Annotated in this window: 22 protein-coding genes; 6 read left to right on the top strand and 16 right to left on the bottom strand. The window is 72.4% G+C overall.

Features of this window, described 5'->3' with window-relative positions:
• Positions 1-4 precede the first annotated feature (4 nt).
• The gene (locus tag ACFVWY_RS13350) at positions 5-1,006 is read right to left on the bottom strand and encodes an MBL fold metallo-hydrolase (protein ID WP_389870793.1); all 1,002 of its coding nucleotides are present in this window, start codon (positions 1,004-1,006) and stop codon (positions 5-7) included.
• Positions 1,007-1,376: 370 nt separating this feature from the next.
• On the bottom strand, positions 1,377-2,177 hold the full coding sequence (locus ACFVWY_RS13345; RefSeq protein ID WP_389870790.1) for a DeoR/GlpR family DNA-binding transcription regulator: 801 nt from the start codon (positions 2,175-2,177) through the stop codon (positions 1,377-1,379).
• A gap of 242 nt (positions 2,178-2,419) precedes the next feature.
• Between ACFVWY_RS13345 and ACFVWY_RS13340 the strand changes: the two genes are divergently transcribed.
• Positions 2,420-3,304: an SIS domain-containing protein gene (locus tag ACFVWY_RS13340; protein ID WP_389870788.1), complete on the top strand. Its 885-nt coding sequence runs from the start codon at positions 2,420-2,422 to the stop codon at positions 3,302-3,304.
• Between the two features lie 85 nt (positions 3,305-3,389).
• Here ACFVWY_RS13340 and ACFVWY_RS13335 read toward each other — a convergent pair whose 3' ends face one another.
• From ACFVWY_RS13335 to ACFVWY_RS13325, 3 genes are all read right to left on the bottom strand, one after another.
• On the bottom strand, positions 3,390-3,941 hold the full coding sequence (locus tag ACFVWY_RS13335) for a hypothetical protein (RefSeq protein ID WP_389870785.1): 552 nt from the start codon (positions 3,939-3,941) through the stop codon (positions 3,390-3,392).
• Positions 3,942-4,150: 209 nt separating this feature from the next.
• Entirely contained in the window at positions 4,151-4,396 is a 246-nt protein-coding gene (locus ACFVWY_RS13330; RefSeq protein ID WP_389870783.1) for a hypothetical protein, read from the bottom strand.
• A gap of 162 nt (positions 4,397-4,558) precedes the next feature.
• Positions 4,559-5,275, bottom strand: a complete 717-nt coding sequence (locus tag ACFVWY_RS13325) for an IclR family transcriptional regulator (protein ID WP_389870942.1) — start codon at positions 5,273-5,275, stop codon at positions 4,559-4,561.
• Between the two features lie 186 nt (positions 5,276-5,461).
• Here ACFVWY_RS13325 and ACFVWY_RS13320 point away from each other — a divergent pair, with 186 nt between their 5' ends.
• Genes ACFVWY_RS13320 through dmpG form a run of 3 tightly spaced genes read left to right on the top strand, consistent with a single transcriptional unit; the run spans position 5,462 to position 8,225 of the window.
• On the top strand, positions 5,462-6,262 hold the full coding sequence (locus ACFVWY_RS13320; RefSeq protein WP_389870780.1) for a 2-keto-4-pentenoate hydratase: 801 nt from the start codon (positions 5,462-5,464) through the stop codon (positions 6,260-6,262).
• Positions 6,259-7,206 (top strand): acetaldehyde dehydrogenase (acetylating), encoded by a 948-nt coding sequence (locus tag ACFVWY_RS13315; RefSeq protein ID WP_389870777.1) that lies wholly within the window; start codon positions 6,259-6,261, stop codon positions 7,204-7,206. The genes ACFVWY_RS13320 and ACFVWY_RS13315 overlap by 4 nt, the downstream gene beginning before the upstream one ends.
• The gene (dmpG, locus tag ACFVWY_RS13310; RefSeq protein ID WP_389870774.1) at positions 7,203-8,225 is read left to right on the top strand and encodes a 4-hydroxy-2-oxovalerate aldolase; all 1,023 of its coding nucleotides are present in this window, start codon (positions 7,203-7,205) and stop codon (positions 8,223-8,225) included. Before ACFVWY_RS13315 ends, dmpG begins: the two co-directional genes overlap by 4 nt.
• A 52-nt stretch (positions 8,226-8,277) precedes the next feature.
• Here dmpG and ACFVWY_RS13305 read toward each other — a convergent pair whose 3' ends face one another.
• From ACFVWY_RS13305 to ACFVWY_RS13255, 11 genes are all read right to left on the bottom strand, one after another.
• Positions 8,278-9,414: a P1 family peptidase gene (locus ACFVWY_RS13305; RefSeq protein ID WP_389870772.1), complete on the bottom strand. Its 1,137-nt coding sequence runs from the start codon at positions 9,412-9,414 to the stop codon at positions 8,278-8,280.
• Between the two features lie 4 nt (positions 9,415-9,418).
• Positions 9,419-10,114, bottom strand: a complete 696-nt coding sequence (locus tag ACFVWY_RS13300) for a 4'-phosphopantetheinyl transferase (protein ID WP_389870770.1) — start codon at positions 10,112-10,114, stop codon at positions 9,419-9,421.
• Between the two features lie 111 nt (positions 10,115-10,225).
• The gene (locus ACFVWY_RS13295; RefSeq protein WP_389870767.1) at positions 10,226-11,464 is read right to left on the bottom strand and encodes an MFS transporter; all 1,239 of its coding nucleotides are present in this window, start codon (positions 11,462-11,464) and stop codon (positions 10,226-10,228) included.
• Between the two features lie 6 nt (positions 11,465-11,470).
• Positions 11,471-12,034, bottom strand: coding sequence for a GNAT family N-acetyltransferase (locus ACFVWY_RS13290; protein ID WP_389870765.1), 564 nt, complete (start codon positions 12,032-12,034; stop codon positions 11,471-11,473).
• Between the two features lie 16 nt (positions 12,035-12,050).
• Positions 12,051-13,229 (bottom strand): type III PLP-dependent enzyme, encoded by a 1,179-nt coding sequence (locus ACFVWY_RS13285; protein ID WP_389870762.1) that lies wholly within the window; start codon positions 13,227-13,229, stop codon positions 12,051-12,053.
• On the bottom strand, positions 13,226-14,572 hold the full coding sequence (locus tag ACFVWY_RS13280; protein WP_389870759.1) for a DUF6271 family protein: 1,347 nt from the start codon (positions 14,570-14,572) through the stop codon (positions 13,226-13,228). The genes ACFVWY_RS13285 and ACFVWY_RS13280 overlap by 4 nt, the downstream gene beginning before the upstream one ends.
• Positions 14,554-15,642, bottom strand: coding sequence for a phytanoyl-CoA dioxygenase family protein (locus ACFVWY_RS13275; protein WP_389870757.1), 1,089 nt, complete (start codon positions 15,640-15,642; stop codon positions 14,554-14,556). Before ACFVWY_RS13275 ends, ACFVWY_RS13280 begins: the two co-directional genes overlap by 19 nt.
• A gap of 321 nt (positions 15,643-15,963) precedes the next feature.
• A complete protein-coding gene (locus tag ACFVWY_RS13270; protein WP_389870754.1) occupies positions 15,964-16,875 on the bottom strand; it encodes an ArsR/SmtB family transcription factor in 912 nt (303 codons plus the stop codon).
• 448 nt (positions 16,876-17,323) lie between these two features.
• Positions 17,324-18,178 (bottom strand): Gfo/Idh/MocA family protein, encoded by an 855-nt coding sequence (locus ACFVWY_RS13265; protein ID WP_389870752.1) that lies wholly within the window; start codon positions 18,176-18,178, stop codon positions 17,324-17,326.
• Positions 18,179-18,295: 117 nt separating this feature from the next.
• Positions 18,296-21,439 carry a glycine--tRNA ligase subunit beta gene (gene glyS, locus ACFVWY_RS13260; RefSeq protein ID WP_389870938.1) on the bottom strand — a complete coding sequence of 1,048 codons (3,144 nt, stop codon included), beginning with the start codon at positions 21,437-21,439 and terminating at the stop codon, positions 18,296-18,298.
• A gap of 130 nt (positions 21,440-21,569) precedes the next feature.
• The gene (locus ACFVWY_RS13255) at positions 21,570-22,052 is read right to left on the bottom strand and encodes an ATP-binding protein (RefSeq protein ID WP_389870750.1); all 483 of its coding nucleotides are present in this window, start codon (positions 22,050-22,052) and stop codon (positions 21,570-21,572) included.
• 200 nt (positions 22,053-22,252) lie between these two features.
• On the opposite strand from ACFVWY_RS13255, the gene ACFVWY_RS13250 reads away from it, so the two are divergent.
• A complete protein-coding gene (locus ACFVWY_RS13250) occupies positions 22,253-23,077 on the top strand; it encodes a Scr1 family TA system antitoxin-like transcriptional regulator (RefSeq protein ID WP_389870936.1) in 825 nt (274 codons plus the stop codon).
• Positions 23,077-23,265: DUF397 domain-containing protein (locus tag ACFVWY_RS13245; RefSeq protein WP_389870747.1), on the top strand; the 189-nt coding region annotated here is incomplete at its 3' end. The genes ACFVWY_RS13250 and ACFVWY_RS13245, both read left to right, overlap by 1 nt.

The following is a 23,265-nucleotide window of genomic DNA, read 5'->3' as shown; positions in this document are numbered from 1 at the left end:
CACGCTACCGCTGCGCCGGTCCGGCCGGTTCGTCCCGCTGCTCCAGCTCCTGGGCGACGGCGGCGACCTCGGACATCACCTGGAGCACACCGGGCAGCTCCGAACCGTCGAGGTCGCGGTACTCGCTGCCGATGGTCACCACCAGCCGCTCGGGCAGGCCCAGCTCCGGGTAGCGCCGCTCGGCGATCACCCGGCGGGCGGCCTCGACGGCGGGAACCCCGGCGGTGTGGAAGGCGTGGGCGCGCTCGCGCACGTACTCCAGGTAGACGATGTGGTCGCGCACCCCGGCCCGGTCGAGGAGCGGGCCGTGGCCCGGTACGACGGTGGTGGCGCCGGTCTCCAGCACGCGTTCGCAGGCCGCGATCACCTGGCTCAGGGGCCCGGCCCAGTGCACCGGGTGGTCGCCGGGCCGGTCCGGGGTGCTGGCGAAGATGACGTCGCCGGTGAACACCGCGTCCTGGGCGGGCAGGTGGACCATCAGGTCGCCGGTGGTGTGCGCGGGCGGCAGCGAGGAGATCCGGACCGGGTACGCGCCCAGGGTCAGTTCGAGCTCGCCCGTGAAGTACGTGGTCGGCGCGACCGGCTCGGTGTGCGACCAGTCGAAGGGACCGAAGTGGCGGGAGAGGTAGCGGCCGAGCGGGGTGGCGAGGTCGCCGGAGGTGACCAGGGCGTGCTGCTGCTGCGGCGTCGGGTCGTAGTGGATGTGCTCACGGGCCTCGCGGGTGGCGATGATCTCCGCGTCGGGCAGCACCCCCGCGCCCCAGTAGTGGTCGCCGTTCGCGTGGGTGACGACGATGCGGTCGATGCCGACGCCGTCGGGCAGCAGCTTCGTGGACTCGGCGAGGAACTGGCCGGCCAGGACGGTGTCGTACGGGGTGTCGATCCAGAGCGCGCCGCGGGACGAGACGAGCAGTCCGCAGTTGGCCAGTCCCCAGCCGCGTTTCGGCGGGAGCCATACGTGAAGGCCCCGCCCCAGGTCTACGACATCTCCACCCGTGATCGACATGGACGCGATTATGCCGACCGAATTCCGGCCACGCGTTCGAACTCGTTCACCGCTCCACCTCGCTGGCTCAAATGCATCGCCCGTGCGGCTCGATACGAGCGCGATGGTGACCCTGCGAGACCAGCCTCCCCCTCCCTCGCCTGCCACCTTTCGGGCAAAGAGTGCCAATTCACCCACGAGCACCCCCTCCCGCGACCGAATACCGGAGAGCGGCCACCACGCCAGATCGCACTGATTACCCACTGAGCATGGCCGAAAACAGCCACTCAAAGCGGACGTTCGCGCCCGTCACGCACATGACGGGACAGGCGTGTCCGGCGACCGTGGGGAACTACGGGAGAACAGCCGCGGCCCGGCGTCGGCCGCCCGTTCACACCGCGACGACGGTGACCCCGGCCTCGGTGAAGCGGGCCGTCGCCCCGGGAGTGATACCCCGGTCCGTGACCAGGAGGTCGATCTGCGCCAGATCGCAGACCCGGGCGAAGGCGCGCTTGCCGATCTTCGAGGAGTCGGCGGCCACCACCACCCGCCGCGCCCGCTCGGCGAGCAGCCGGTTGATGCTGGCCTCGCCCTCGTGGTGGACGTACGCGCCCTGCTCGGTGTCGATCGCGTTGACGCCCAGCACGGCGACGTCCAGCGTGATCTCGCTCAGCACCCCGCCAGCGAGGGGGCCGGTGAGCTCGTACGACTGCGGCCGGGCCACCCCGCCGGTCACGACGAGCTTGATCTGCGGCCGGATCACCAGCTCGTTGGCGATGTTGAGGGCGTTGGTCACCACGGTCAGGCCCTGCTGGCCGCCCGTCGTGGTCGCGCTCTCGCCGACGATGTCGGGGCGTACCGCGAGCGAGCGGGCCACCTCGGTCAGCGTCGTGCCGCCGGTCAGCCCCACCACCTCGCCGACCGCCACCAGTTCGGAGACCGCGCGGCCGATGGCCTGCTTCTCCGGAGCGTGCCGCCCGGTCTTGTAGCGCAGCGCCAGTTCGTAGGCGACGCCGTGCGCCACCGCGCCGCCACGGGTACGGGTGAGCAGCTGCTGCTCGGCGAGCTGGTCCAGGTCGCGGCGGATGGTCGCGGCCGAGACGTCCAGCGCCGTGGCGGCGCCCTCGACGTCCACCCGGCCGTTCTTGGCGACCAGTTCCAGCAGCGCGTTCCACCGGGCATCCCTGGACAAGGCTCAGCTCTCCTCACGGGCCCGGCCTTCGGGCACCCGTCCCCCTGGGCACGGTCGCCGGACACGCGCAAGCGTCGCACAAGGCCCCGGGCAGTCAAGCCGACCGCACGCACGCTGCTTGATAATGCTTGAAGAGCGCGTATAGCGTGCACATTCGAGCATCTTCCGACGAGCCTCGTCCCGAGCCGCAAGCCTCTGCGACGGGCCTCTTCCCGAGCCTCACCACGAGTACGGAGTGCACCGTGTCATTTGTCGAGACCGAGACGGCCAGTCAGCCGGAGTGCTGGCGCCGCGCCGCCGAACTGGCCGGGACGCAGTCGGCCGCTCTGCCCGCCGCCGGTGAGCGCATCGCGGTCGTCGGCTGCGGCACCTCGTTCTACATGGCCCAGGCGTACGCCGCGCTCCGCGAGGGCTCCGGCCAGGGCGAGTCCGACGCCTTCGCGGCCTCGGAGTTCCCGTTCGGCCGGACGTACGACCGGGTCGTCGCGCTCACCCGTTCCGGGACCACGACCGAGGTGCTCGACCTGCTTGGCCGGGTACGGGGCACCACGCGCACCGTGGCCATCACCGCCGACCCCGAGACCCCGGTCGTGGCGGCGGCCGACGACATCGTGGTGCTCGACTTCGCCGACGAGAAGTCCGTGGTGCAGACCCGGTTCGCCACCACGCTGCTGACCCTGCTCCGCGCCCACCTCGGACTGCACACCGAGTCCGTGGTCCGTGACGCGGAGACCGCGCTGGCCGAGCCGCTTCCCGAAGGGCTGGTGGACTGCACGCAGTTCACCTTCCTCGGCCGCGGCTGGACGGTGGGGCTCGCCAACGAGGCGGCGCTGAAGATGAAGGAGGCGTCGCTCTCCTGGACCGAGTCGTATCCCGCGATGGAGTACCGCCACGGCCCGATCAGCATCGCGACCGAGTCCACGGCCACCTGGGTGTTCGGCCCCGCCCCCGAGGGCCTGGCCGGGCAGGTGCTGGCGACCGGCGCCCGCTGGGTGGAGAGCGGGCTCGACCCGCTGGCCGAGCTGGTGCGCGTACAGCGCCTGGCGATCGCCCGCGCCGCCGCCCGCGGCCTCGACCCGGACAGCCCCCGCCACCTGACCCGCTCGGTCGTGCTCACGGACGGCTGACCGGCCCCGGGCCGACGGTCGTCAGACGGCCGCCGGCCCGGCCGTGTCCGTGCGTACGTACGTGTACGCGGCGGTCAGGACTGGCTCAGGATTCCTCGAAGTAGGCGTCCAGGACCGCGTCCATCTCCTCCGCCCATTCCTTGAGGCGGCTCTTGGCCGGTGCGTCGACCTCGGCGGTGAACCACCGGTGGTTCGGCATGTGGACGACGACGGTGAACCGGCGTCCGAACCTGGGCAGCTTCACCTCGACCGCGGCGATCTCGTCCCAGCGGAACTCGGCCTCCTGGTCGTCCAGCTGGAAGCGGACGCCCTCGTGACCGGCGGTGATCGAGCCGCGCCGGTCGCTCACGTCGAACGCGGGCCCGTCCTTCGCCTCCTTCCGGTCCGCCGGGGGTCCGTCCGCCTCCCCGGGCCGAGCGGCGTCGGAGACCGGCTCCGCCACCGGCTGCGGCTCCGGCTCCGGCTCCGGCTCCGGCTCCACCACCGGTCCAGGATTCACCTCCGGTTGCGGGGTGGCCCCTTCCGGGCTCGATTCCGGTGTCACGGCCGGTGCGGGGACCGTGAGACCAGGGACGTACGCCGGATCTGTCCCCGCGGCGTATCCGGGCTGAGTGTTCGGATCTATGCGCTGCTCCACGGCGGGCAGTATGGCCGACGAAGCTGTGCCGGGCCAACGCCCCCGCCCCGGCCGGTCTCGCCGGGGAACGGTTTCGCCCGCTCCGCGAAGCGCTCCGTCCGTGCGACCGGGACCTGGTGGCCTCCGCGCAGCGGCGACGCGCCGAGGGTCCGCCCGGCGTATGCCGGGCGTGTCGCTGGCCAGGCCGGCGGCCTGCCGCTCCCGGGCCCTCAGGTGAGCGGGTCCGGGTCCAGCTTCAGGTCCGGCTCCGGCTCCAGGTCCAGCTCCGGCTCCGGGACCGGCTCCGGGACCGGCTCCGGCTCCGGCTCCGGGACCGAAACCGGGTCCAAGTCCAAGTCCAGGTCCAGGTCCAGGTCCAGGTCCGGGACCGGGACCGGGACCGGGACGGGGACCAGGTCCGGCTCCAGGACCGGGTCCAGGTCCGGCTCCGGCTCCGGGACCGAAACCGGGTCCAAGTCCAAGTCCAGGTCCAGGTCCAGGTCCAGGTCCGGGACCGGGACGGGGACCAGGTCCGGCTCCAGGACCGGGTCCAGGTCCGGCTCCGGCTCCAGGTCCGGGACCGGCTCCAGGTCCGGGGCCAGGTCCGGCTCCAGGTCCGGGGCCGGGGCCGGGGCCGCTCAGCGAAGGGCCCGGGTCAGCCCCAGCGCCGCGGTCCGCACCGCGGTGCCGAGCTGGGCCGGGAACCAGCGCGCGACGGGGACGGCCACCGAGACGGCGGCGACCACCGTGCCGTCGGCGGCGAAGACCGGGGACGCCACACAGTTCACCCCGGCCACGGCTTCCTGCTCCTCGTAGGCGAGTCCCGCGAGCCGGGCCTGGTCCAGCATCGCGCGCAGCCGGGCCGGATCGGTCACCGAGTGCGCGGTGAGCCGCGGCAGGGGGTCGGCGAGGAGTTCCTCGGCCGCCTCGCGCGGGGAGAACGCGAGCAGCGCCTTCCCCACCCCGGTGCAGCTCAGGGGCAGGGCGCCGCCCACCCTGGACGGCAGGGGCAGCCGCTCGTGGCCGTGGATGCGTTCGAGGTAGACCACGGACCGGTTCTCCCGGACGCCCAGGTGGACCGTCTCCCGGGTCGCCTCGTACAGGTCCTGGAGGAACGGCAGCGCCACCTCGCGCAGGTCCTGGCGGCGCGGCACCAGACCGCCGAGGTCGAAGAGCAGGCCGCCCAGCTGGTACTCCTGCCCGACCCGTTCGAGCAGCCCGAGGCGTACCAGGTCGGCGGCGAGCCGGTGCACCGTGCTCTTGGGCAGGCCGGTACCGGCCGCCAGCTCGGACAGGCGGCGGCGGCCCCCGTCGGGGCGGAAGCAGCCCAGCAGTCCCACGGCCCGCTCCAGCATGCTGCCCTGCACCGCGTCCTTGCTCGTCACCGCTCCAGCCTGACACGGAAAGGCTGGTCCGGACCCTTGTGTTCCATGTGGCGGAACACTCCTTGGACCCGGTGGGCCCAGCGTCTATACCTGCCTCATCGCACCACCCGCTTCCCCCTTCCCCCGACCCCACCCCCGTTCCGGAGGTTGTCCGCCATGAACTCCCCCGCGGTCCGCGAGGCCGCCGACCTGCTGGCCGAGGCCGCACGGACCGGCACGCCGGTTCCCCCGGTACGTGGTCTGATCCCCGCCGACGACATCAGCGCCGCCTACGCGGTGCAGCGGATCAACGTGGAACGGAGGGTGGCGGCCGGACACCGGATCGTCGGACGGAAGATCGGGCTGACCTCCCCCGCCGTCCAGGCCCAGCTGGGCGTGGACCGGCCGGACTTCGGCGCCCTGCTGTCGGACATGGCCGTACCGGACGGCGGCACCGTCCCCGCGGGCCGGCTGCTCCAGCCGAAGGTGGAGGCGGAGGTAGCGCTGGTCCTCGGCGCCGACCTCGATCTGACCGAGCCCAGCGCCGCCGACATCATCCGCGCCACCGACTTCGCCCTGCCCGCCCTGGAGATCGTCGACAGCCGCATCGCCGACTGGGACATCACCTTCGCCGACACCGTCGCCGACAACGCCTCCAGCGCGCTCTTCGTCCTCGGCACCACCCCCGTGCCCCTCACCGCCGTCGACCTGCGTGACGTCACCATGACGCTGCTGCGCGGCGGGGAGCGGGTCTCCACCGGCACCGGTGCCGACTGCCTCGACGGCCCCCTCAACGCCGCGGTGTGGCTGGCCGGTGCGCTGGCCGGGATGGGGGACTCGCTCAAGGCGGGCGACATCATCCTCACCGGCGCCCTGGGGCCGATGGTCCCGGCCGTGCCCGGGAACCGGTTCGAAGCCCACATCCGCGGACTCGGTTCCGTCCGCGTCCGTTTCGCCCCCGAAGGAGCCGCCCAGTGACCACCAAGGTCGCCGTCATCGGCTCCGGCAACATCGGCACCGACCTCATGATCAAGGTGCTGCGGCTGTCGGAGACCCTGGAGATCGTCGCCATGGCCGGGATCGACCCGGCGTCGGACGGTCTCGCCCGTGCCCGCCGTCTGAAGGTCGCCACCACCCACGAGGGGATCGACGGGCTCGTGAGGATGCCCGAGTTCGCGGAGGTCTCGATCGTCTTCGACGCGACCTCCGCCGGGGCCCACCGGCGCCACGAGGAAGTCCTGCGCCCGCTGGGCCGCACCCTGATCGACCTCACCCCGGCGGCCGTCGGCCCGTACGTGGTGCCCACGGTCAACGGTGCCGAACACCTCGCCGCGCCCAACGTCAACATGGTCACCTGCGGCGGCCAGGCCACCATTCCGGTGGTCGCCGCCGTCAGCTCGGTCACCCCGGTCCACTACGGGGAGATCGTCGCCTCGATCTCGTCGCGCTCCGCGGGCCCCGGCACGCGCGCCAACATCGACGAGTTCACCGAGACCACCTCCGCCGCCATCGAGAAGGTCGGCGGCGCGGCGCGCGGCAAGGCCATCATCGTCCTCAACCCCGCCGAGCCCCCGCTGATCATGCGGGACACGGTCTACTGCCTGGTCTCCGACTGCGACACCGGCAAGGTGCGCGAGGCGGTGCTCGCCATGGAGGGCGCCGTGAAGGAGTACGTGCCCGGATACCGGCTCAAGCAGGACGTCCAGTTCGACCGCGTTCCGGCCGACGACCCGCAGCGCGGCCTCCTCCCGGAGGGCGAGCGCGACGGCACGGCCTGGAAGGTCTCCGTCTTCCTGGAGGTCGAGGGCGCGGCGCACTACCTTCCCGCCTACGCGGGCAACCTCGACATCATGACCTCCGCCGCCCTGCGCACCGCCGAGCGCATCGCGGCCCACCACCAGCAGGAGGTGCCGACCGCATGACCAGCGAGCTCTACATCCAGGACGTGACCCTGCGGGACGGCATGCACGCCGTCCGGCACCGCTACACCGTCGAGCAGGCCCGCTCCATCGCCGCGGCGCTGGACACGGCGGGCGTCGCCGCGATCGAGATCGCGCACGGCGACGGGCTGTCCGGCTCCTCCCTCACCTACGGGGTCGGCGCGCACACCGACTGGGAGTGGATCGAGGCCGTCACCGACGCCGCCCGGCGGGCCATCCCCACCACCCTGCTCCTGCCCGGCATCGGCACGGTCCACGACCTCAAGCAGGCGCACCGGCTCGGCATCCGCTCCGTGCGGATCGCGACCCACTGCACCGAGGCCGACATCTCCGCCCAGCACATCACGGCCGCCCGTGAACTCGGCATGGACGTCGCCGGGTTCCTGATGATGTCCCACATGGCCGAGCCCGCCGAACTCGCCCGCCAGGCCCAGCTGATGGAGTCCTACGGCGCCACGTGCGTGTACGTCACCGACTCCGGCGGCCGCCTGACCATGGACGATGTCCGCGCACGGTTCCGCGCCTACCGCGAGGTCCTCGCCCCCGAGACGCAGATGGGCATCCACGCCCACCACAACCTCGCCCTCGGCGTCGCGAACAGCGTCGTCGCCGTGGAGAGCGGGGCCGTCCGGGTCGACGCGTCCCTCGCCGGGCAGGGCGCGGGCGCGGGGAACTGCCCGCTGGAGGCGTTCGTCGCCGTGGCGGACATCCAGGGCTGGAAGCACGGCTGTGATCTGTTCCCGCTGATGGACGCCGCCGACGACCTCGTCCGCCCGCTTCAGGACCGCGAGGTGCGGGTCGACCGCGAGACGCTCACCCTCGGCTACGCGGGCGTGTACTCCAGCTTCCTGCGGCACGCCGAGATCGCGGCCGGGCGGTACGGTCTCGACACCCGCTCGATCCTCGTGGAGGTGGGGCGCCGCAAGATGGTCGGCGGCCAGGAGGACATGATCACGGACATCGCCCTGGACCTCGCCCGGCGATCCGCTCCCGCTTCCTGACCGGCACCTCCGACCGGTTCCCCCGCCGGGCAGCGGCCTGGCGGGGGGCTCGTCACGACACCGCGCCCCGCGCCGCCAGGAGTTCGCTCACCTGGTCCAGCGGGAGCGCCGGTACGTGGTGTCCGGCCCGTCCCGTCATCGGCCGGGCACCGGTCAGCACGTTGAGCACCGCCTCCTCCACCGACTCCACCACCGCCTCGTAGAACGGGTCCATCCGGCCCCAGGGCACGAAGCGCATCGACTCGTACGGGGCGCTGCCGTCGCCCTCGGGGAACGTGCTGGTCAGGGCGGACGGGTTGGCGGTGGAGAAGGCCAGGAACAGGTCCCCGGAGAAGTGGCTTCCGGTGGTGCCGGTGCGGGCGAGGCCCAGCGTCACCCGGCGGGCCAGCGCCTTGCACTGCCCCGGCAGCAGCGGGGCGTCGGTCGCCACCACCACGATCACCGATCCGGCGCCGGGCGGCACCGGCCGCTCCTCCCCGGCGGCTGCCGGGGCCGGTGCGGCCGGGGCGGGCAGTTCGCGCCCCACCGGCACCCCGGCCACCACCAGTTCGCGCCGGGCTCCGAAGTTGGCCTGGACGAAGGCGCCGACCGTGTACCGGTCCTCGCCGTACTCCACCACGCGCGAGGCGGTGCCCGAGCCGCCCTTGAAGCCGTAGCAGCGCATGCCCGTGCCGCCGCCCACGCACCCTTCCTCGACCGGACCGGAGACCGCCGCCTCGATGGCCTCGGCCGCGTGCCGCCCCTCCACGGCCCGGCCGTGGATGTCGTTGAGGTGGCCGTCCCAGGTCTCCGTGACGACCGGCAGCAGCCATTCCGGGGCCATGCTCGCGCAGTTGGCGCGCACCCACTCGACGACGCCCCGGTGCACCGGGCCGACCGCGTAGGTGTGGGTGATGAGCACCGGGACGGCGAGCGAACCGCTCTCCTCGATCCACGCGGTGCCGGTCATCTCGCCGTTGCCGTTGAACGAGTGCCAGCCGGCCGCGCAGGGGGTGCCGACGCCGCCCCGGCCGCGCGGCAGCAGCGCGGTCACCCCGGTGCGTACGTCGTCGCCCTCCACCAGGGTGACGTATCCGACCTCGACGCCGGGTACGTCGGTGATCGCGTTCCACGGCCCCGGCCGGCCGGTCAGCGGGATGCCCAACTCGCGTGCGCGCACCCGCTCTTCGTTACGGTGATCGTCGCTCATGCGGTCAGAGCGTACGGGAACCCCCGTGCACCGGGTTCCCGACGACGACGGCGGTCAGCAGCAGACCCTGTTCGCTGAGCCAGCGGCCGTGCAGGCGCGGGGGCACCGTCGAGCCCGGCGGGCCGTCCGCCGTCCCCAGGTCCTCGGCGAGGAGCTGGGCCGTGAAGCTGCCGTCCGGGCGGAGTTCGATGTCGGCCTCCTCGAACCCCAGCCAGCGGCGGGTGAGCGGGAACCACGCCTTGTAGACGGCCTCCTTCGCGCAGAACAGCAGCCGGTCCCAGTGGACGCCGGGGTGCTCCAGGTCCAGCACGCGTCCGCGCCACTGCTCCGCCGCCAGTGCGATGCTCTGGTGCACGTCGCCGGGGAGCCGCGCGTTCTCCTCGGCGTCGATGCCGATGCTCAGCACCTGCGCCCGCCGGGCCACGGAGGCGGCACGGTACCCGGTGCAGTGGGTGAGGCTGCCGACCGTCTCCGCGGGCCAGACCGGGGAGCCCCGCTCGCCCTTGAGGATCGGTACGGGGCCGATGCCCAGCGAGCCCAGCGCCTGGCGGGCGCAGTGCCGGGCAGTGGTGAACTCCTTGCGCCGCTTCTCCACGAAGCCGCGGGTCAGCGCCTCTTCCTCGGGCAGGAGCACGGCGTCGGGAAGGTCGGAGAACGCTTCTGCCACCGCTGCCCCGGACGGCAGGATTTTCTCGATCATGGTCTCCCTCACCGGCTGGACTGCCCCATCCTGCCTGGTATCCCGGGCACTCCCAACCGGTGAGCGGCACGAAGACCGAACTTATCGGTGTTGCGTCGGCCACAGCGCACCTCAGCCGACCGTCACGGCCTCCCCCTCGTCCCGGGAACCGGCCACCGGCCGGGGCCAGTTGACGCGGGTGGCGCACAGGGAGACCAGGACCGCCGAGACGGCCACCGCGCCCATCCCCCAGACCAGACCGCTGCCTTCGGCGATGAACCCGATCACCGCCGGACCGGCCAGCAGCCCCGTCGTCCCCATGGCCGCGACCAGGGCCAGCGCGTCCGTGCCCCGGCCCGCCGCCGCCACGTAGACGCACGGTGTCACCGCCGCGACGCCCAGCCCGACGCAGGCGAACCCGAGCAGTGCCGGTACGACGCCCCCGGCCAGCAGGGCGAGCGCGAGGCCCGTACCGGCCACCACACTGCCGACGCGGACGATGAGCCCGTCGCCCCAGCGGCTGCGCCAGCCGTCGGCGAAGAGCCGGGCCACCACCATCATCACCGAGACCACCGCGATGCCCAGCGGGGCCACCCCCGAGCCGGCCCCGGCGACGTCCTTCATGTAGAGCGCGGACCAGTCGTTCATGGCGCCCTCGGTGATCGTGCCGAACACCATCGCCAGGCCCATCCAGACCGTCACCCGGGACGGCAGGCTGAGCTTGCGGCGGCTCTTCTCCGGAGCCGGAGCCGCGTCCGCGGCCGTCTCCGGGGCGGGGTCCGCGGTCGCCGGGACCGGGGCGGAGTCCTCCGTCAGCAGGCCCGAGCGGGTCAGCGCGACCAGCAGGAGCAGCAGGGCGGCGGCCACGCCGAAGTGGGTCGCGAGGTCCGTGGTCAGGAGGTTCACCCCGGACGCGAGGAGCGCGGCGAAGAGCGATCCGGCGCTGAACGTGGCGTGCAGCCTGGCCATCGCGGTCCGCTCGTAGGCGGCTTCGAGCGCGGCCCCCTGGGCGTTCATCGCGACGTTCAGGGCGCCCACGGCGACCCCGTCGCAGGCGACGACGAGCAGGGCGACCGGGTAGTTGGGTGCCACCGACAGGGCGAGCAGCACCAGGCTCAGGCAGACCGCGGACGCCACCGCGAGGCGCCGCGAGCCCAGCCGCCTCATCAGCACCGCCACGAGCGGGAACGAGACGGCCGCGCCCGCCCCGCAGGCCATCAGCAGCAGTCCCAGCTCCGCCTCGCTCAGGTCGAGCCGCGTCTTCAGCGCGGGCAGCCGCGAGGCCCAGGTGGCGTACTGGAAGCCGAGGAAGCAGAACAGCGCCGCGATCGAGAGCAGCGGCCGTCGGAAGGGGTCACGCACGCCAGACACAGGTAATCAGCCCACTTCGTCTTTCATCGGTGCCTGATGCGACGGCGCATCGGCGAGGTCGGTTCGGCCGCCGCGGACATCCGGCACTGCCAGGGACATGTACACCGCGTCGGCGCCGTACCCGGCCGGGGGTGTGACGTCCCGGTGGGGACGGAATCCGCTCGCCGCCCAGAAGGTGTCGCTGCCGCCGACGGCGACCAGCGAGACCGTCCCGTAGCCCTTCGTGCCCGCGACCGCGACGAGGCGGCCCAGCAGGACCCTGCCCAGTCCCCGGCCGCGGAGGTCCTCGGCGATGACCAGGTCGTGCAGGTGGAGGTTGCGGGAGTGGAAGACGACGTCCTCGGTCCGGTCGAGGTCCGGGTACGCGAACATCGGGTAGGGCAGGGCCAGCAGGTAGCCCGCGGTGCGGCTGCCGTGGTCCAGGACGAAGCAGGTGGCCGGTGAGGCCGCCGCCCGGGACTCCAGCGCCGCCCGCCCCTCCGACAGCCCGGCGGCGCCGTACGCGGCGGCCTCCAGCGCCACCACGGCGTCCCAGTCGCCTCCGCGGACGGCTCGTACGGTTACGCGCACGTCGTGACCTCTCTGTTCATCTCTGCTCGTGGTCCACGCACAGGTACGGAAGCGGGTCGAAGCCGTTGAACCCCTGCGTCATGTAGCCGGTGGCGTAGGCGCCGCTGGAGAGGATCCAGACGGGGTCGCCGGACGCGGCGGTGCCGGGCACCTCGACCCTGTTGTGCTCGTGGGCGTAGGCGTCGTCGCTGTCGCAGGTGGGGCCCGCGATCACGGCCGGGACCGCGTCCGCGCCGGGGCGGGCGGGGAAGTGCAGCCGGTACTGCAGCTGGTCCATCTCGTACAGGCCGTTGAACTTCCCGCAGCTGAGGTAGAGCCAGTGGTCGCGTGCGCCCTCGCGGTGGCGGCGGGTGGAGAGCCGGGAGACGTGGGCCCGGATCGCGCCGTGGTCGGCGACGAGATGGCGCCCTGGTTCCATGACGAAGTCCAGCGGGACCTCCGAGACGGCCGTCAGGTGCTGCATGCCCTCCCTGATCACCGCGAAGATCTTGTCCATCGGCGGGTCCAGGACGCCGCCCCGGCTGTCGAGGTAGCCGAGGGCGGGCAGGCCGCCGCCGAGGTTGACGCGGTCCGGGTGGATGCCGCGCCGGTTGAGGGCCGCGAGCACGTCGGCGAGGCGGTCGGTGGCGTCCCGCCAGGCGTCGGCGGTCATCTGCTGGGAGCCGACGTGCACGGAGAGGCCGGACGGGGTCAGCCCGGCCTGCCGGGCCGCCTCCATGACGTGCACCGCGTCGCTCCCGGAGCAGCCGAACTTCCGGCTGAGCCCCCACAGCGCGCCCTCGCCGCTGGTGGCCAGCCTGCAGAAGACCCGGGCCCCGGGGGCGTGCACCGCGATCGCGGCCACGTCCTCCGGGCTGTCGGTCGCGAAGTCCCGTACGCCCAGGCGGTGGGCGGCGGCGATGTGCTCGTCGGACTTGATGGTGTTGCCGTAGTGGACGCGGTCGACGGGCACTCCGGTACGCAGGGCCTGGGCGATCTCGTTGGGGCTCGCGGCGTCGAAGCCCGAGCCCTTCGCCGCCAGCCGGCCAAGGACCTCGTCCACCGGGCACGCCTTCATCGCGAAGCGGACGGCGATGCCGGGCAGTTCCCGCAGCAGCGTGTCGTACTGCGCCTCGATGCCCGCGAGGTCGAAGACGATCCGGTCGCCCCCGGCGGCCTCCAGCGCGGTGCGCAGATGTGCGCTCAGGCGTGTCACGACCCGTGCCCGCCCGGTACCGCGCCGGTGGCCGTGCCCGTGCCGCGCAGGCCGGTGGTGCGGCTCGCCGCCATCAGCGGCTGCCAGACCTCGGTCAGCAGCGCGAAGTCCTCGATGTCGGCCTGGGCCTCTTCGAGCAGGCGGGGCCCGCGCGCCGCGAGGATGTCCGCGAAGTCGGCGTAACGGCCCCCCAGCCGGCGGTAGGAGCGGCCCAGTACGTCGAGCCGGTGCGCGTTCTCCGCGCGGTCGGCCCCGGCGCTCCACCGGGCCAGCCCGGCCACCGCCTCCGGCCTGACCCGGAACGTGTCGTCGAGCAGCGAGGCGCCCGCCGCGGCCATCCGGTCGTAGATGAGGTTGAAGTACAGCATCGACAGGAAGAACTTCGTCAGCCGCAGCTGGTAGGCCGTGAACCCGGCGTCGGTGCGGCGTTCGGGCGTGTAGTAGTTGACGATGTTGCGGTTGTGCAGGACGCCGGGCAGGCCACCGTCGTGCACCAGGTGCATGAGGAAGTAGTCACTGCCGATGGTGTCGGTCGCGGGCGGCAGCGGCACCCGCTCGTACACCTGGTCCAGGAAGCTGATGTTGCACATGTCCACGCGCATCGGGTCGACATGGGTCAGCACCGTGTGGTCCCCGGAGAACGGCTCGGTGCCCGCGCCCCGGAACGACTCGCCGACCAGTTCCCGCTTCCGCTCCTCGGGCCAGTCGCGGGGGGCCCACAGGCTGACCACGTCGTAGTAGACCTCGGGGTCCGTGCGGAGGATCTCGCCGATGTCCACCGACAGCTCGCCCACGAAGGAACCGCCCGCCATCACCACGGGCTTGGCCGCGTCCCCGGCGCCGAGCAGGTTCTCGTCCACCCCGGCCGCCGCCTCGGCCGCGGTCCTGCCCAGCGAGGCCAGCTCGTGGTGGACCGGGAAGACGGTCTCGCCGTCGAGGACCTGGTACCGGCTGTCGGAGTCGCGGCGGTGCACCGACCGGCAGCCGAGCGCGGCGGCGATCAGGAACGCCCGGTTGGTGCAGGCGCCGTAGGACACCCCGGCCGGGAGCATGAGATCGAGCACCAGGTCCGGCTTGAGGACCCCGGAAGCGAGGATCACCCGGCGCAGGAAGTCCCGTTGCCGGTCTTCGTCGAGGTGGTGCACGACCACGTTGTGGTGCCGTCCGGCGGCCTCGGCGGCCCGCGCGTGCCCGGCGAGGACCGGCCCCGTGGTGGAGTCCAGGATCAGCAGGTGCACCTCGGCGCCGAAGCGGTCGGCCGCGTACGCGGCCTCCTCGCCCATGGTGGCGATCGTGTCGGCGCAGGCCCTGTTGGTGGGCAGGGTCAGACAGACGCGGCGCATACCGGCTCTCCCGTCGGCTGCTCGGAGCGGGGCTGGGAATCGGGCTCGGAACGGGGCTCGCGCCAGGACCTCAGGCCCAGCAGCCGTTCCCCGAGGCCGTTCAGCACGGCGGTGCCGTAGCGCAGGGATTCGTGCTTGGTGAGGTCGCCCACCAGCGTCTTGTTCCAGTCCGGTGTGCTCAGGCTGCGCCAGGACTCGATCCGCGAGCGGCGCAGTTCCTCGTGCGACTCCAGCGCGGGCATCATCGAGAGGTACTGCACCGCGCGGACCCCGTCCCGCGAGGTGTTGCGCGCGACGCCGTGCGCGAGCAGGCCGTTCCAGATCAGCAGGTCCCCGGCCCGGAGTTCGGGCCTGACCACGGGGAATTCCTCCCGGTCGGCGTCCGGCCGGATCGGGTCGCGGTCCGCGGGCTGGCCCGCCTTCCACGGCTCGAAGCGCCGGAACAGCTCGGGCGAGCACTGGAAGCCGCCCAGCTCGGGCCGGGTGTCGTGGAGCGCGATGATCCCCTGGACGCGCTGCGGCAGCATCCCGAGCGAGGTGTCGACGTCCCAGTGCAGCTCGATGTCGAAGCCCTTGTCCGTGGGCGCGATGAGCGCGCGGTCACGGTTCTTGACGTTGGGCGGGTTGAGGTTGAGGCGGTCCAGGGTCACCCACAGCTCTTCGCAGTCCCATACGTCGACGAAGGCGTCGTAGACCCGCTGCGCCTGCCGGCTGTCCCAGATGAGCTGGTGGTGGTACGCCTCGACGAAGCCGTAGACGTGCAGCTCCCGGTCCAGGTCGTCGCGGAACGGCCGGTCCTCGTACCAGGTGTCGGGGCGGGCCGGGTCGAGCCCCTGGAAGTCCCAGGTGAAGTCGAGCAGCCGGCGGGCGGCCCCGGCGGGTATCGCCTCTCTGACGATGACGTAGCCGTAGGTCTGCCAGAACGCGAAGTCCTCCTCGGACAGCACCCGCAGTCCGTGCGTCTTGCGGATCTCCCGCAGCGGCGTCTGCGCCAGGTACGCCTCACCGTCCGAGCTGAAGTACGGGCGGCCGGAGGGGGCTCGGTGGAGATACGGGTCGGGCGTCGGCAATGCAATCACTCCAGGATCGACGTCTTCGTGGGCACCGGGGAACGACCGTGGGCACACCCGTCCTCGTCGACGACGGCCTCGGTTGCGTGGGAGTGCTTCAAGTCCGGGCGGAAGCCGTGGCTCGGCTTCTGGCGCCTCTCGGTCTCTCGGCTGACGGCCGGCTCGCCGCCGGTCTCACGGCTCCGGCGTGGTGCCGGCCTCCGGCCGGGCCGCTCCGCGCCTCGACTCTGCTGGACGGTCCGGGGGCGGACAAGCTTTTCGGTATCAGCCGAATCGCCCCGACCGCAGGTGGGAGGCGCCGCCGCGCACCCGCCGCGGTGATCATTTGTTGGTCAGGCACTGGGTCAGTTCCAGGCCCGAGCGGTTGAGTTCGTACAGGACCCGGGTGCCCGCCCGGTGGCGTTGCACCACGCCCGCCGAGACCAGGGCCGAGAGGTGCTGGGAGACCGTGCTGGCGGCCAGTCCGAGCTGGTCGGCGAGGGCGGAGGTGGTGGTCGGCGCGGCCAGCTGGCGTACGACCGAGGCGCGTCCCCGGCCCAGCAGGATGGCCAGCCGGTCCTCGCGCGAGGGCCGCCCGCCGCCGCCCCGCTCCGGCTGGGTGTGCAGCAGCCCGGCCCCGCGTGCCGGGAAGGAGACCACGGTCCGGCCCCCGGCCACCGACCACCAGCAGGTGCCGTCGGCGAACATCATCGGCACGGCGGTCACCCGGTCCGCGCCCTCGGTGCGCTCGTACGGGACGCGCAGGTCGCGCAGCAGTTCCGCGCCGCCCCCCATCGCCAGGGTGCGGGAGCGGAAGAGGATCTCCTCCTCCAGCGAGCGCGCCATCCCGGCGGCGCGCGGCTCGATCGCGGCCCTCCAGAAGCGGGACAGCTCCACGGCCAGTAAGCCGAGTTGTGCTCCGGGGTCGCGGACCAGGGCCGCGATCAGCGGATCGGCGAAGCCCTGCGGGTACTCCCGGGCCAGCTCGTCGCGGACGAGACCGGCCGACACCCGGGTCATGCCGTCGAGTTCGGCGGCGAAGCCCTTGGCGCGGGAGGTGGCGCCCGCGGTCAGGAACGACGGGACGCGCCCCCTCTGCCGCGCGAGGAACACCACCGACCTCAGCCGCGGTGTGAGCAGCCGGTGCGCCTCACGGGCCCAGGCGGCGTGCGGCCAGGGGACGTCGGGGCCGTACCGGACCAGCAGGGCGGCGGCGCCGAACGCCTGCCACGACTCGCACAGCGCCAGTCGCACATCGGAAGGGTGGCGCCGCATCAGCCCGCCCTACCGACGGCCGGGCGCACCAGGGCCGTCACGGGTCTGGCTCTCAGACACCCCAACTCTCTTGATCTGAACCGGAGTTCACCGGACGAGACGAGCACATCCACGGCAGAAGCATGCGACGGCTTGAACATGAACCCCGCCCATTCCTTGTGGTCCAGACCAATGCTGCTTGAGCTTTCGACACCCGTCCGGCAGCTGTCAAGGAGCTCGTGAGCCAGGTCACACCACCATCACGTACGGCAGGGTAACTCGCACACACCGTGGGTCATTAGCGTCAGGGGCATGCCAATGAAAGGGCGGCGAGAAAGCCTGCGCGAACCCCGCGAAACACGCCCCTGCCAGGCCATTCGTCAAGGGGAATGTGTGAGTCCGACGGCGTCCCTTCACCTGTCCGCAACCCGGGTACGGTACGTCCGCGTCAGGCGCGGGCACCCGTCGGCGCGCCGCGCAGCGCGGCGTCGACGGCCTCCAGGACCTCGACGGGACGCAGCAGGTCCGCGTAGCCGATCGGCGGCCGTCCGGTGCGCACCATCGTCAGGAACGCTTCGAGGCCGGGTACGCAGTAGTCGGCGCCCGGCACGAGGGTCCGCCCGGCCATGCCCTCCCGGGTGAACACCATGGCGTGGAACGGGATCTGCTCCGTGCTGCCGGGCCGGACGAGGTTCACGACCACCCGGGTGGGGCCCGCGGTGAACGAGGCGACGGCCGTGGAGCCGGTGAGGTCGGTGCGCACGGCCGAGAGGGCGCCCGGGGCGAGCCGGAGCGCGATGTCGACCGCGTGGATGCCGTAGAAGAAGATCCCGCCGTGGTCGCCGTCCGGGTCGGCGGGCCCGGAGACGACGACCAGCTCAGGTGTCCCCGCACGGGCCGCCAGCTCCTCGGTGCCGGGGAGCCAGCGCAGCGCCGAGGAGGAGGTGAGCGGGGCGTCGTGGGCGCGGGCGGCGTCGATCAGGGCGCGGGCGTCCTCGCTGGTGCGGGCGAGCGGCTTGTCGACGAAGACCGGGAGGCCCGCGGTCAGGAAGGGCATCGCCTGGTCCCGGTGGCGGGCGCCGTCCCGGTCCGCGACGACGACGGCGTCGACCAGGCCCAGCAGGTCGGCGGGTGCCTCGACGACCCGCGCGATGTCCCCGGTGGCCGCCAGGGCGTCGTTGCGCGGGCCGCGCCCCCCGCTGAGGGCCACCACCCGCGCGTCACCCCCGGCCGCGTCGCTGTTGAGGTGACGGACGATCTGGTCGACGTGACTGTTGTCGGTGCCGACGATCCCGATGCGCATCCGGAGAGCTTCCCTTCGAGCCGGTGGGCCTGCGGAGGCACCCCCGGGGGCCCCGCGCCGCTGCCGCCGATCTTCGCACGGCCGCGACGCGGGGCCCGGAGCCCTGCGGGTGCCGGGTCAGACGAGCGCCTCCCAGTCGATCAGGCCCTCCGCGAGATCGCGCACGGCGGCGAGCAGGCCCAGCCGGTTCGCCCGCACCCGCGGGTCGTCGGCCATCACCAGGACGTCGTCGAAGAAGGTGTTGACCGCGGCGACCAGTTCGCCCGTCTCCGCGCTGAAGCGCACCAGCGAGCTCTCCCCGGCGAGAACGGCGCGGCTCTTGCTGAGCGCGTCGTGCAGGCCCTGCTCGGCACCCTCCCAGAACAGCGTCCGGTCGTAGCCCGCCGTGACGTCGGCCGGGACGATGCGCCGGATGCGCTGGAAGGCGGCCAGCACGGTGGCGAACCGCTCGTCGCCGCGCAGGCTCTCCAGCTCCTCCAGGGTGCGCGCGGCCATCAGCGGCGCGTCGGCCCGTACCAGCACGGCCCGTACGTCCACGGTGGCGTGGCCCGTCTCGATCAGCTGCTGCTCGAAGCGGCGCACCACGAACTGCTGGGTGCCGTCCACCGTCTCCGCGGACACCGGGACGGCCTGGTGCTCGGCGGCGATCGCCAGGCCCTGGCGGACGGTGAGAGCGGCCAGGTCGCCCCGGCTGAGCAGGATGTTGACCACACCGAGCGCGGAGCGGCGCAGCCCGAACGGGTCGGAGCTGCCCGAGGGTTCCGCGCCGATCGCGAAGAGGCCGGCCAGCAGGTCGAAGCGGTCCGCCAGCGCCAGCAGGGCGCCCGGCAGCGTGCCGGGCAGCAGGTCACCGGCGGAGCGGGGCAGTTCGTTCTCGAAGAGCGCCTGGGCCACCGCCTCGCCCTCCCCCGCACGGTAGGCGTACTCCCGGGCCATGACGCCCGCCAGGCTGGACAGTTCGGTGACCATCTGCGAGCCGAGGTCGAACTTGGTGAGGGCGGCGGCGCGCTCCAGCGTCTCGCGGTCGGTGCCGGAGATCCCGATGCTCTCGCCCAGCCTGAGGGCCACGGCCGAGATGCGGTCGGCGCGGTCCGCCATGGAGCCGAGCCGCTCCTCGAAGGTGAGGAGGCGGATCTTCTCCTTCATGTCGGTCAGCGGGGTCTCCAGGTCCGCCTTCCAGAAGAAGGAGGCGTCCTCGTACCGGGCGCGGAGCACGGCCTCGTTGCCGCGACGGACCACGTCGTGGTCGCAGCGGCCGTTGGCGACGGCGACGAAGTACGGCAGCATCTCGCCGCGCGCGTCCACCACCGGCAGGTAGCGCTGGTGCTTGCGCATGACCGTGACGAGGATGTCGGCGGGCAGCGAGAGGTACTTGGCGTCGAAACCGCCGAGGATCGGGGTCGGCGCCTCGACGAGGTTGGTGATCTCGTCGATGAGTCCGGTGTGCCGCTCCGTGTCGATGTACCCGCCGACCTCGGCGGCGAGCCGGACCGCCCCGTCCACCACGAGCCGTCGGCGCTCGTCGGCGTCGGCGAGGATGTCGTGCCGCTCCAGGAAGGAGACGTACCCGTCGGCCGTCGGCACCTCCACCACCGGCCGGACCGCGTCGCGGTGCACCTGCGTCGTACGCCCGGACTCCAGCGTGGACACGGCGAAGGGGACGACCCGGTCACCGAGGAGTGCCATGATCCAGCGGATCGGGCGGGTGAACGCGAGCTTCGGGACGTTCCACCGCATGTTCTTCTCGGCGCGCAGCCCGGTCACGATCTCCGGGAGGAGGGCGGACAGCACCTCCTCGGCCGGACGCCCGGCCACCTGGCGGGTGAGCGCGACGTGCTCGTTGGCGCCGAAGGTGACCCTGCTCAGCTCGGCGGGGTCGGCCCCGTTGCTCCGGGCGAAGCCCAGGACCGCCTTGGTGGGGTTGCCCTCGGCGTCGAAGGCCGCGGAGAGCTTCGGCCCGCGCACGGTCCGCTCGTAGTCCGGCTCGCGGGGCTCCACCCCGTCGACGACGGCCACGACACGGCGCGGGCTCGCGAGGACACGGATGTCACCGTGGCCGAGCCGGGTGGCGGCCAGCTTCTCCGTCAGCGCCTCGCGCACCGCCCGCGAGGTCCGGGTGACCTCGGCCGGGGGCATCTCCTCGACGCCGATCTCCATCACCAGCGTGGCCGGACCCGCCTCGACGGGCGCGGCGGGCTCGACGGGCTCGGGGACCTCGGCGGGCTCACTCGGGGCGGCGGACTCCGCGGGCTCGGCCGGAGCGGCTGGTTCCGCCTCCGCGGGGGCCTGCTCCGGCTCCTGCCGCTGCTCCGGCTGCCGCTGCTCCTGCGGAGCGGCGGACTCCATGGCGACGTCCCGGCGCGCGGCGGCCGAGGCCTTCAGCGCGGCGGCGGTCCCCGGGACGGTACCCAGCGGGAAGCCCAGCTCCTCACGGCGGGAGACCCACAGCGCGGCCACCTCGTGGGCCAGCCCGCGCATCCGGGCGAAGGAACGCGCCCGCTCGGTGGTGGAGATGGCACCCCGCGCGTCGAGCACGTTGAAGGTGTGCGAGCACTTGAGCACGTACGAGTACGCGGGCACCGGCAGCCGTGCGTCGAGCAGGCGGCGCGCCTCTCCCGCGTACGCCTCGAAGAGGGTGCGCTGGGTGTCCAGGTCGGCCTCGTCGAGGTAGTAGCGGCTCATCTCGTACTCGGCCTGGCCGAAGGCCTCGCCGTAGGTGACGCCGGGCGCGTACTGGAGGTCCTTGAAGTGCTTGACGTCCTGGAGCGCCATCAGGATGCGCTCGATGCCGTAGGTGATCTCCACCGACACCGGGTCCAGGGTGATGCCGCCCGCCTGCTGGAAGTAGGTGAACTGGGTGATCTCCAGCCCGTCCAGCCACACCTCCCAGCCCAGGCCCCAGGCGCCGAGCGCCGGGGAGGCCCAGTTGTCCTCGACGAAGCGGATGTCGTGCGCGTCGGTGTCGATGCCGAGGGCGCGGAGGCTGCCGAGGAAGAGTTCCTGGGCGTTGCCGGGCTCCGGCTTCAGGATGACCTGGTACTGGGTGTGCGTCTGGAGGCGGTTGGGGTTCTCGCCGTACCGCGAGTCGTCGGGCCGGACGCTCGGCTCCACGTACGCCACGCGCCAGGGCTCCGGACCCTGGACGCGCAGGAACGTGGAGGGGTTGAGCGTTCCCGCGCCGACCTCAGTGTTCATGGGCTGAACGTTCAGACACCCGTGACCGGTCCAGTACGTGTTCAGTACCTGGAGAGCTTCTTGCATCGTCAACACTGAGATCATTCCTTCACGGCGGCGCGGACTTTCGGAGCACCTCCCAGCCGGAGCACAGGAGACCCTGGGTCCGGCGAGTCTACCGAGCAGGAGGACGCCCCCCAGCCGCACGAAGGCACGGTCAGCGCAGCGTGACCTCGCACCAGACGGTCTTGGTGTACGGGTCGCCGCCGGTGGCCCCCCAGCGGCTCGACAGGGCTTCGACCAGCAGCAGGCCCCGCCCTCCGTCCCCCTCCGCGGACGGCGGCGGAATCGCGCCGGGGACGGGCAGGGGGCGGCCGGGGCTCGCGTCCGTGACCTCGACGAGCAGCTCCGGATCTCCAGCCTGGAGAGTGAGCCTCAGCCGGAAGTCGCGGCCCGGCACCCGTCCGTGCCGCACCGCGTTCGTGGCGAGTTCGGCCACCAGGAGCGTCGCCGTCCGGTTCGCCTCGCTCCCGTGCGGCCAGCCCCAGCGATGCAGTTCCTCCGCCGCGAGACGGCGGGCGAGACGGGCACCACGCGGAGTGGCCGACAGCAGGATGCCGAAGTGACGGGCGGCTGCGGTGGGTTGCCCGGGGCCGGGAGCGGGACGGAGCGCCGCGGTGGGGGGAGTTTCGCGATTCATGTCACTCAGCGTGGCTACCCGACCCTACGCTGACCAGTAACGACACCGGTACGTGACGTGACTGTCCGGGTCTTGTCCGGGTCTGTCCGGGCCGCGTGGCGTTACCCGGTTCTCCGCCGAGGAGTTGAGCATGCACGGAACGGACGTGGAGGTGCGCGAACGTGAGTCTGACGGGGCATTCGGTACAGGTGGGCGACGGGATGGAGCCGTACGACGGGGCCGATGAGGAGTCGGCGGCCGTCCTGCGGATGATCGGCCGGACCATCAAACTCTGGCGCGACCGGCTGGACATGACCCAGGCCGAGCTGGGCGCGGCCATCGGCTACAGCGAGGAGCAGGTCTCCTCGGTGGAACGGGGACGGCGCGCGCCGAGCGCGACGTTCCTGGAGAAGGCGGACGAGGTACTCGGGGCGGGCGGCATGATCGCCTGCCTGCGCAAGGAGGCGGAGGAGGCCCGGTTCCCGAAGAAGGTACGGGACCTGGCGAAACTGGAGAACCAGGCGATCGAGATCTGCGCCTACGCCAACTCCGTCGTTCATGGCCTGCTCCAGACACCGGACTACGCACGGGAGCTGTATGAGATGCGGCGTCCGGCCTTCAGCGAGGAGGAGGTCGAACGACTCGTCGCGGCACGGCTGGCGCGTCAGGAAGTCTTCGATCAGCAGCCCTCCAGGGTCTTCACTTTCGTCCAGGAAGAGGTGACGCTGAGGCGCCCGCTCGGAGGCAGAATGGTGATGCGGAAGCAACTCGAACACCTGCTGGAACTCGGCCGTCGGCGGGACGTGGAGATTCAGGTGATGCCCACGAACCGCGAGGAACACGGCGGTCTCGCGGGGCCGTTTCAACTGCTGCGGCTGGAAAAGGGGGAGACCGTGGGACACAACGAGGCCCATCTCAGCAGCCGGCTGTTCTCACATCCCAAGGAGGTCCAGCTACTTGAGATCCACTATGGCATCATCCGGGCCCAGGCCCTCACCCCTCGCGAGTCGCTGGCCTTCATCGAGAAAGTGCTGGGAGAGACGTAATGACCAACCCTTCGACAGGGAACAGTCCCGTATTGAAGTGGTTCAAGAGCAGCTACAGCACGAATGAGGGCCCGGAGTGCGTGGAGGTCGCCGTCGCCCCCGAGACCGTCCGCGTACGCGACTCGAAGCAGACCCACGGCCCGCAGCTCGCCTTCGGACCGCAGCAGTGGAACGCCTTCGTCACATAC

Origin of the sequence: Streptomyces sp. NPDC058195 (genome assembly GCF_042883525.1) — a bacterium.
In the GTDB taxonomy this organism is placed as follows: Bacteria; Actinomycetota; Actinomycetes; order Streptomycetales; family Streptomycetaceae; genus Streptomyces.
This window is presented reverse-complemented; position numbering and strand designations above follow the sequence as displayed.

Bases quoted from the DNA above. Each gene is read 5' to 3' on its own strand.
- ACFVWY_RS13280 (WP_389870759.1), bottom strand. From the start codon at position 14,572: ATGCGCCGCGTCTGTCTGACCCTGCCCACCAACAGGGCCTGCGCCGAC.
- ACFVWY_RS13255 (WP_389870750.1), bottom strand. From the start codon at position 22,052: ATGAATCGCGAAACTCCCCCCACCGCGGCGCTCCGTCCCGCTCCCGGC.
- ACFVWY_RS13325 (WP_389870942.1), bottom strand. From the start codon at position 5,275: ATGCTGGAGCGGGCCGTGGGACTGCTGGGCTGCTTCCGCCCCGACGGG.
- glyS (WP_389870938.1), bottom strand. From the start codon at position 21,439: ATGCAAGAAGCTCTCCAGGTACTGAACACGTACTGGACCGGTCACGGG.
- ACFVWY_RS13350 (WP_389870793.1), bottom strand. From the start codon at position 1,006: ATGTCGATCACGGGTGGAGATGTCGTAGACCTGGGGCGGGGCCTTCAC.
- ACFVWY_RS13305 (WP_389870772.1), bottom strand. From the start codon at position 9,414: ATGAGCGACGATCACCGTAACGAAGAGCGGGTGCGCGCACGCGAGTTG.
- dmpG (WP_389870774.1), top strand. From the start codon at position 7,203: ATGACCAGCGAGCTCTACATCCAGGACGTGACCCTGCGGGACGGCATG.
- ACFVWY_RS13300 (WP_389870770.1), bottom strand. From the start codon at position 10,114: ATGATCGAGAAAATCCTGCCGTCCGGGGCAGCGGTGGCAGAAGCGTTC.
- ACFVWY_RS13265 (WP_389870752.1), bottom strand. From the start codon at position 18,178: ATGCGCATCGGGATCGTCGGCACCGACAACAGTCACGTCGACCAGATC.
- ACFVWY_RS13320 (WP_389870780.1), top strand. From the start codon at position 5,462: ATGAACTCCCCCGCGGTCCGCGAGGCCGCCGACCTGCTGGCCGAGGCC.
- ACFVWY_RS13250 (WP_389870936.1), top strand. From the start codon at position 22,253: ATGGAGCCGTACGACGGGGCCGATGAGGAGTCGGCGGCCGTCCTGCGG.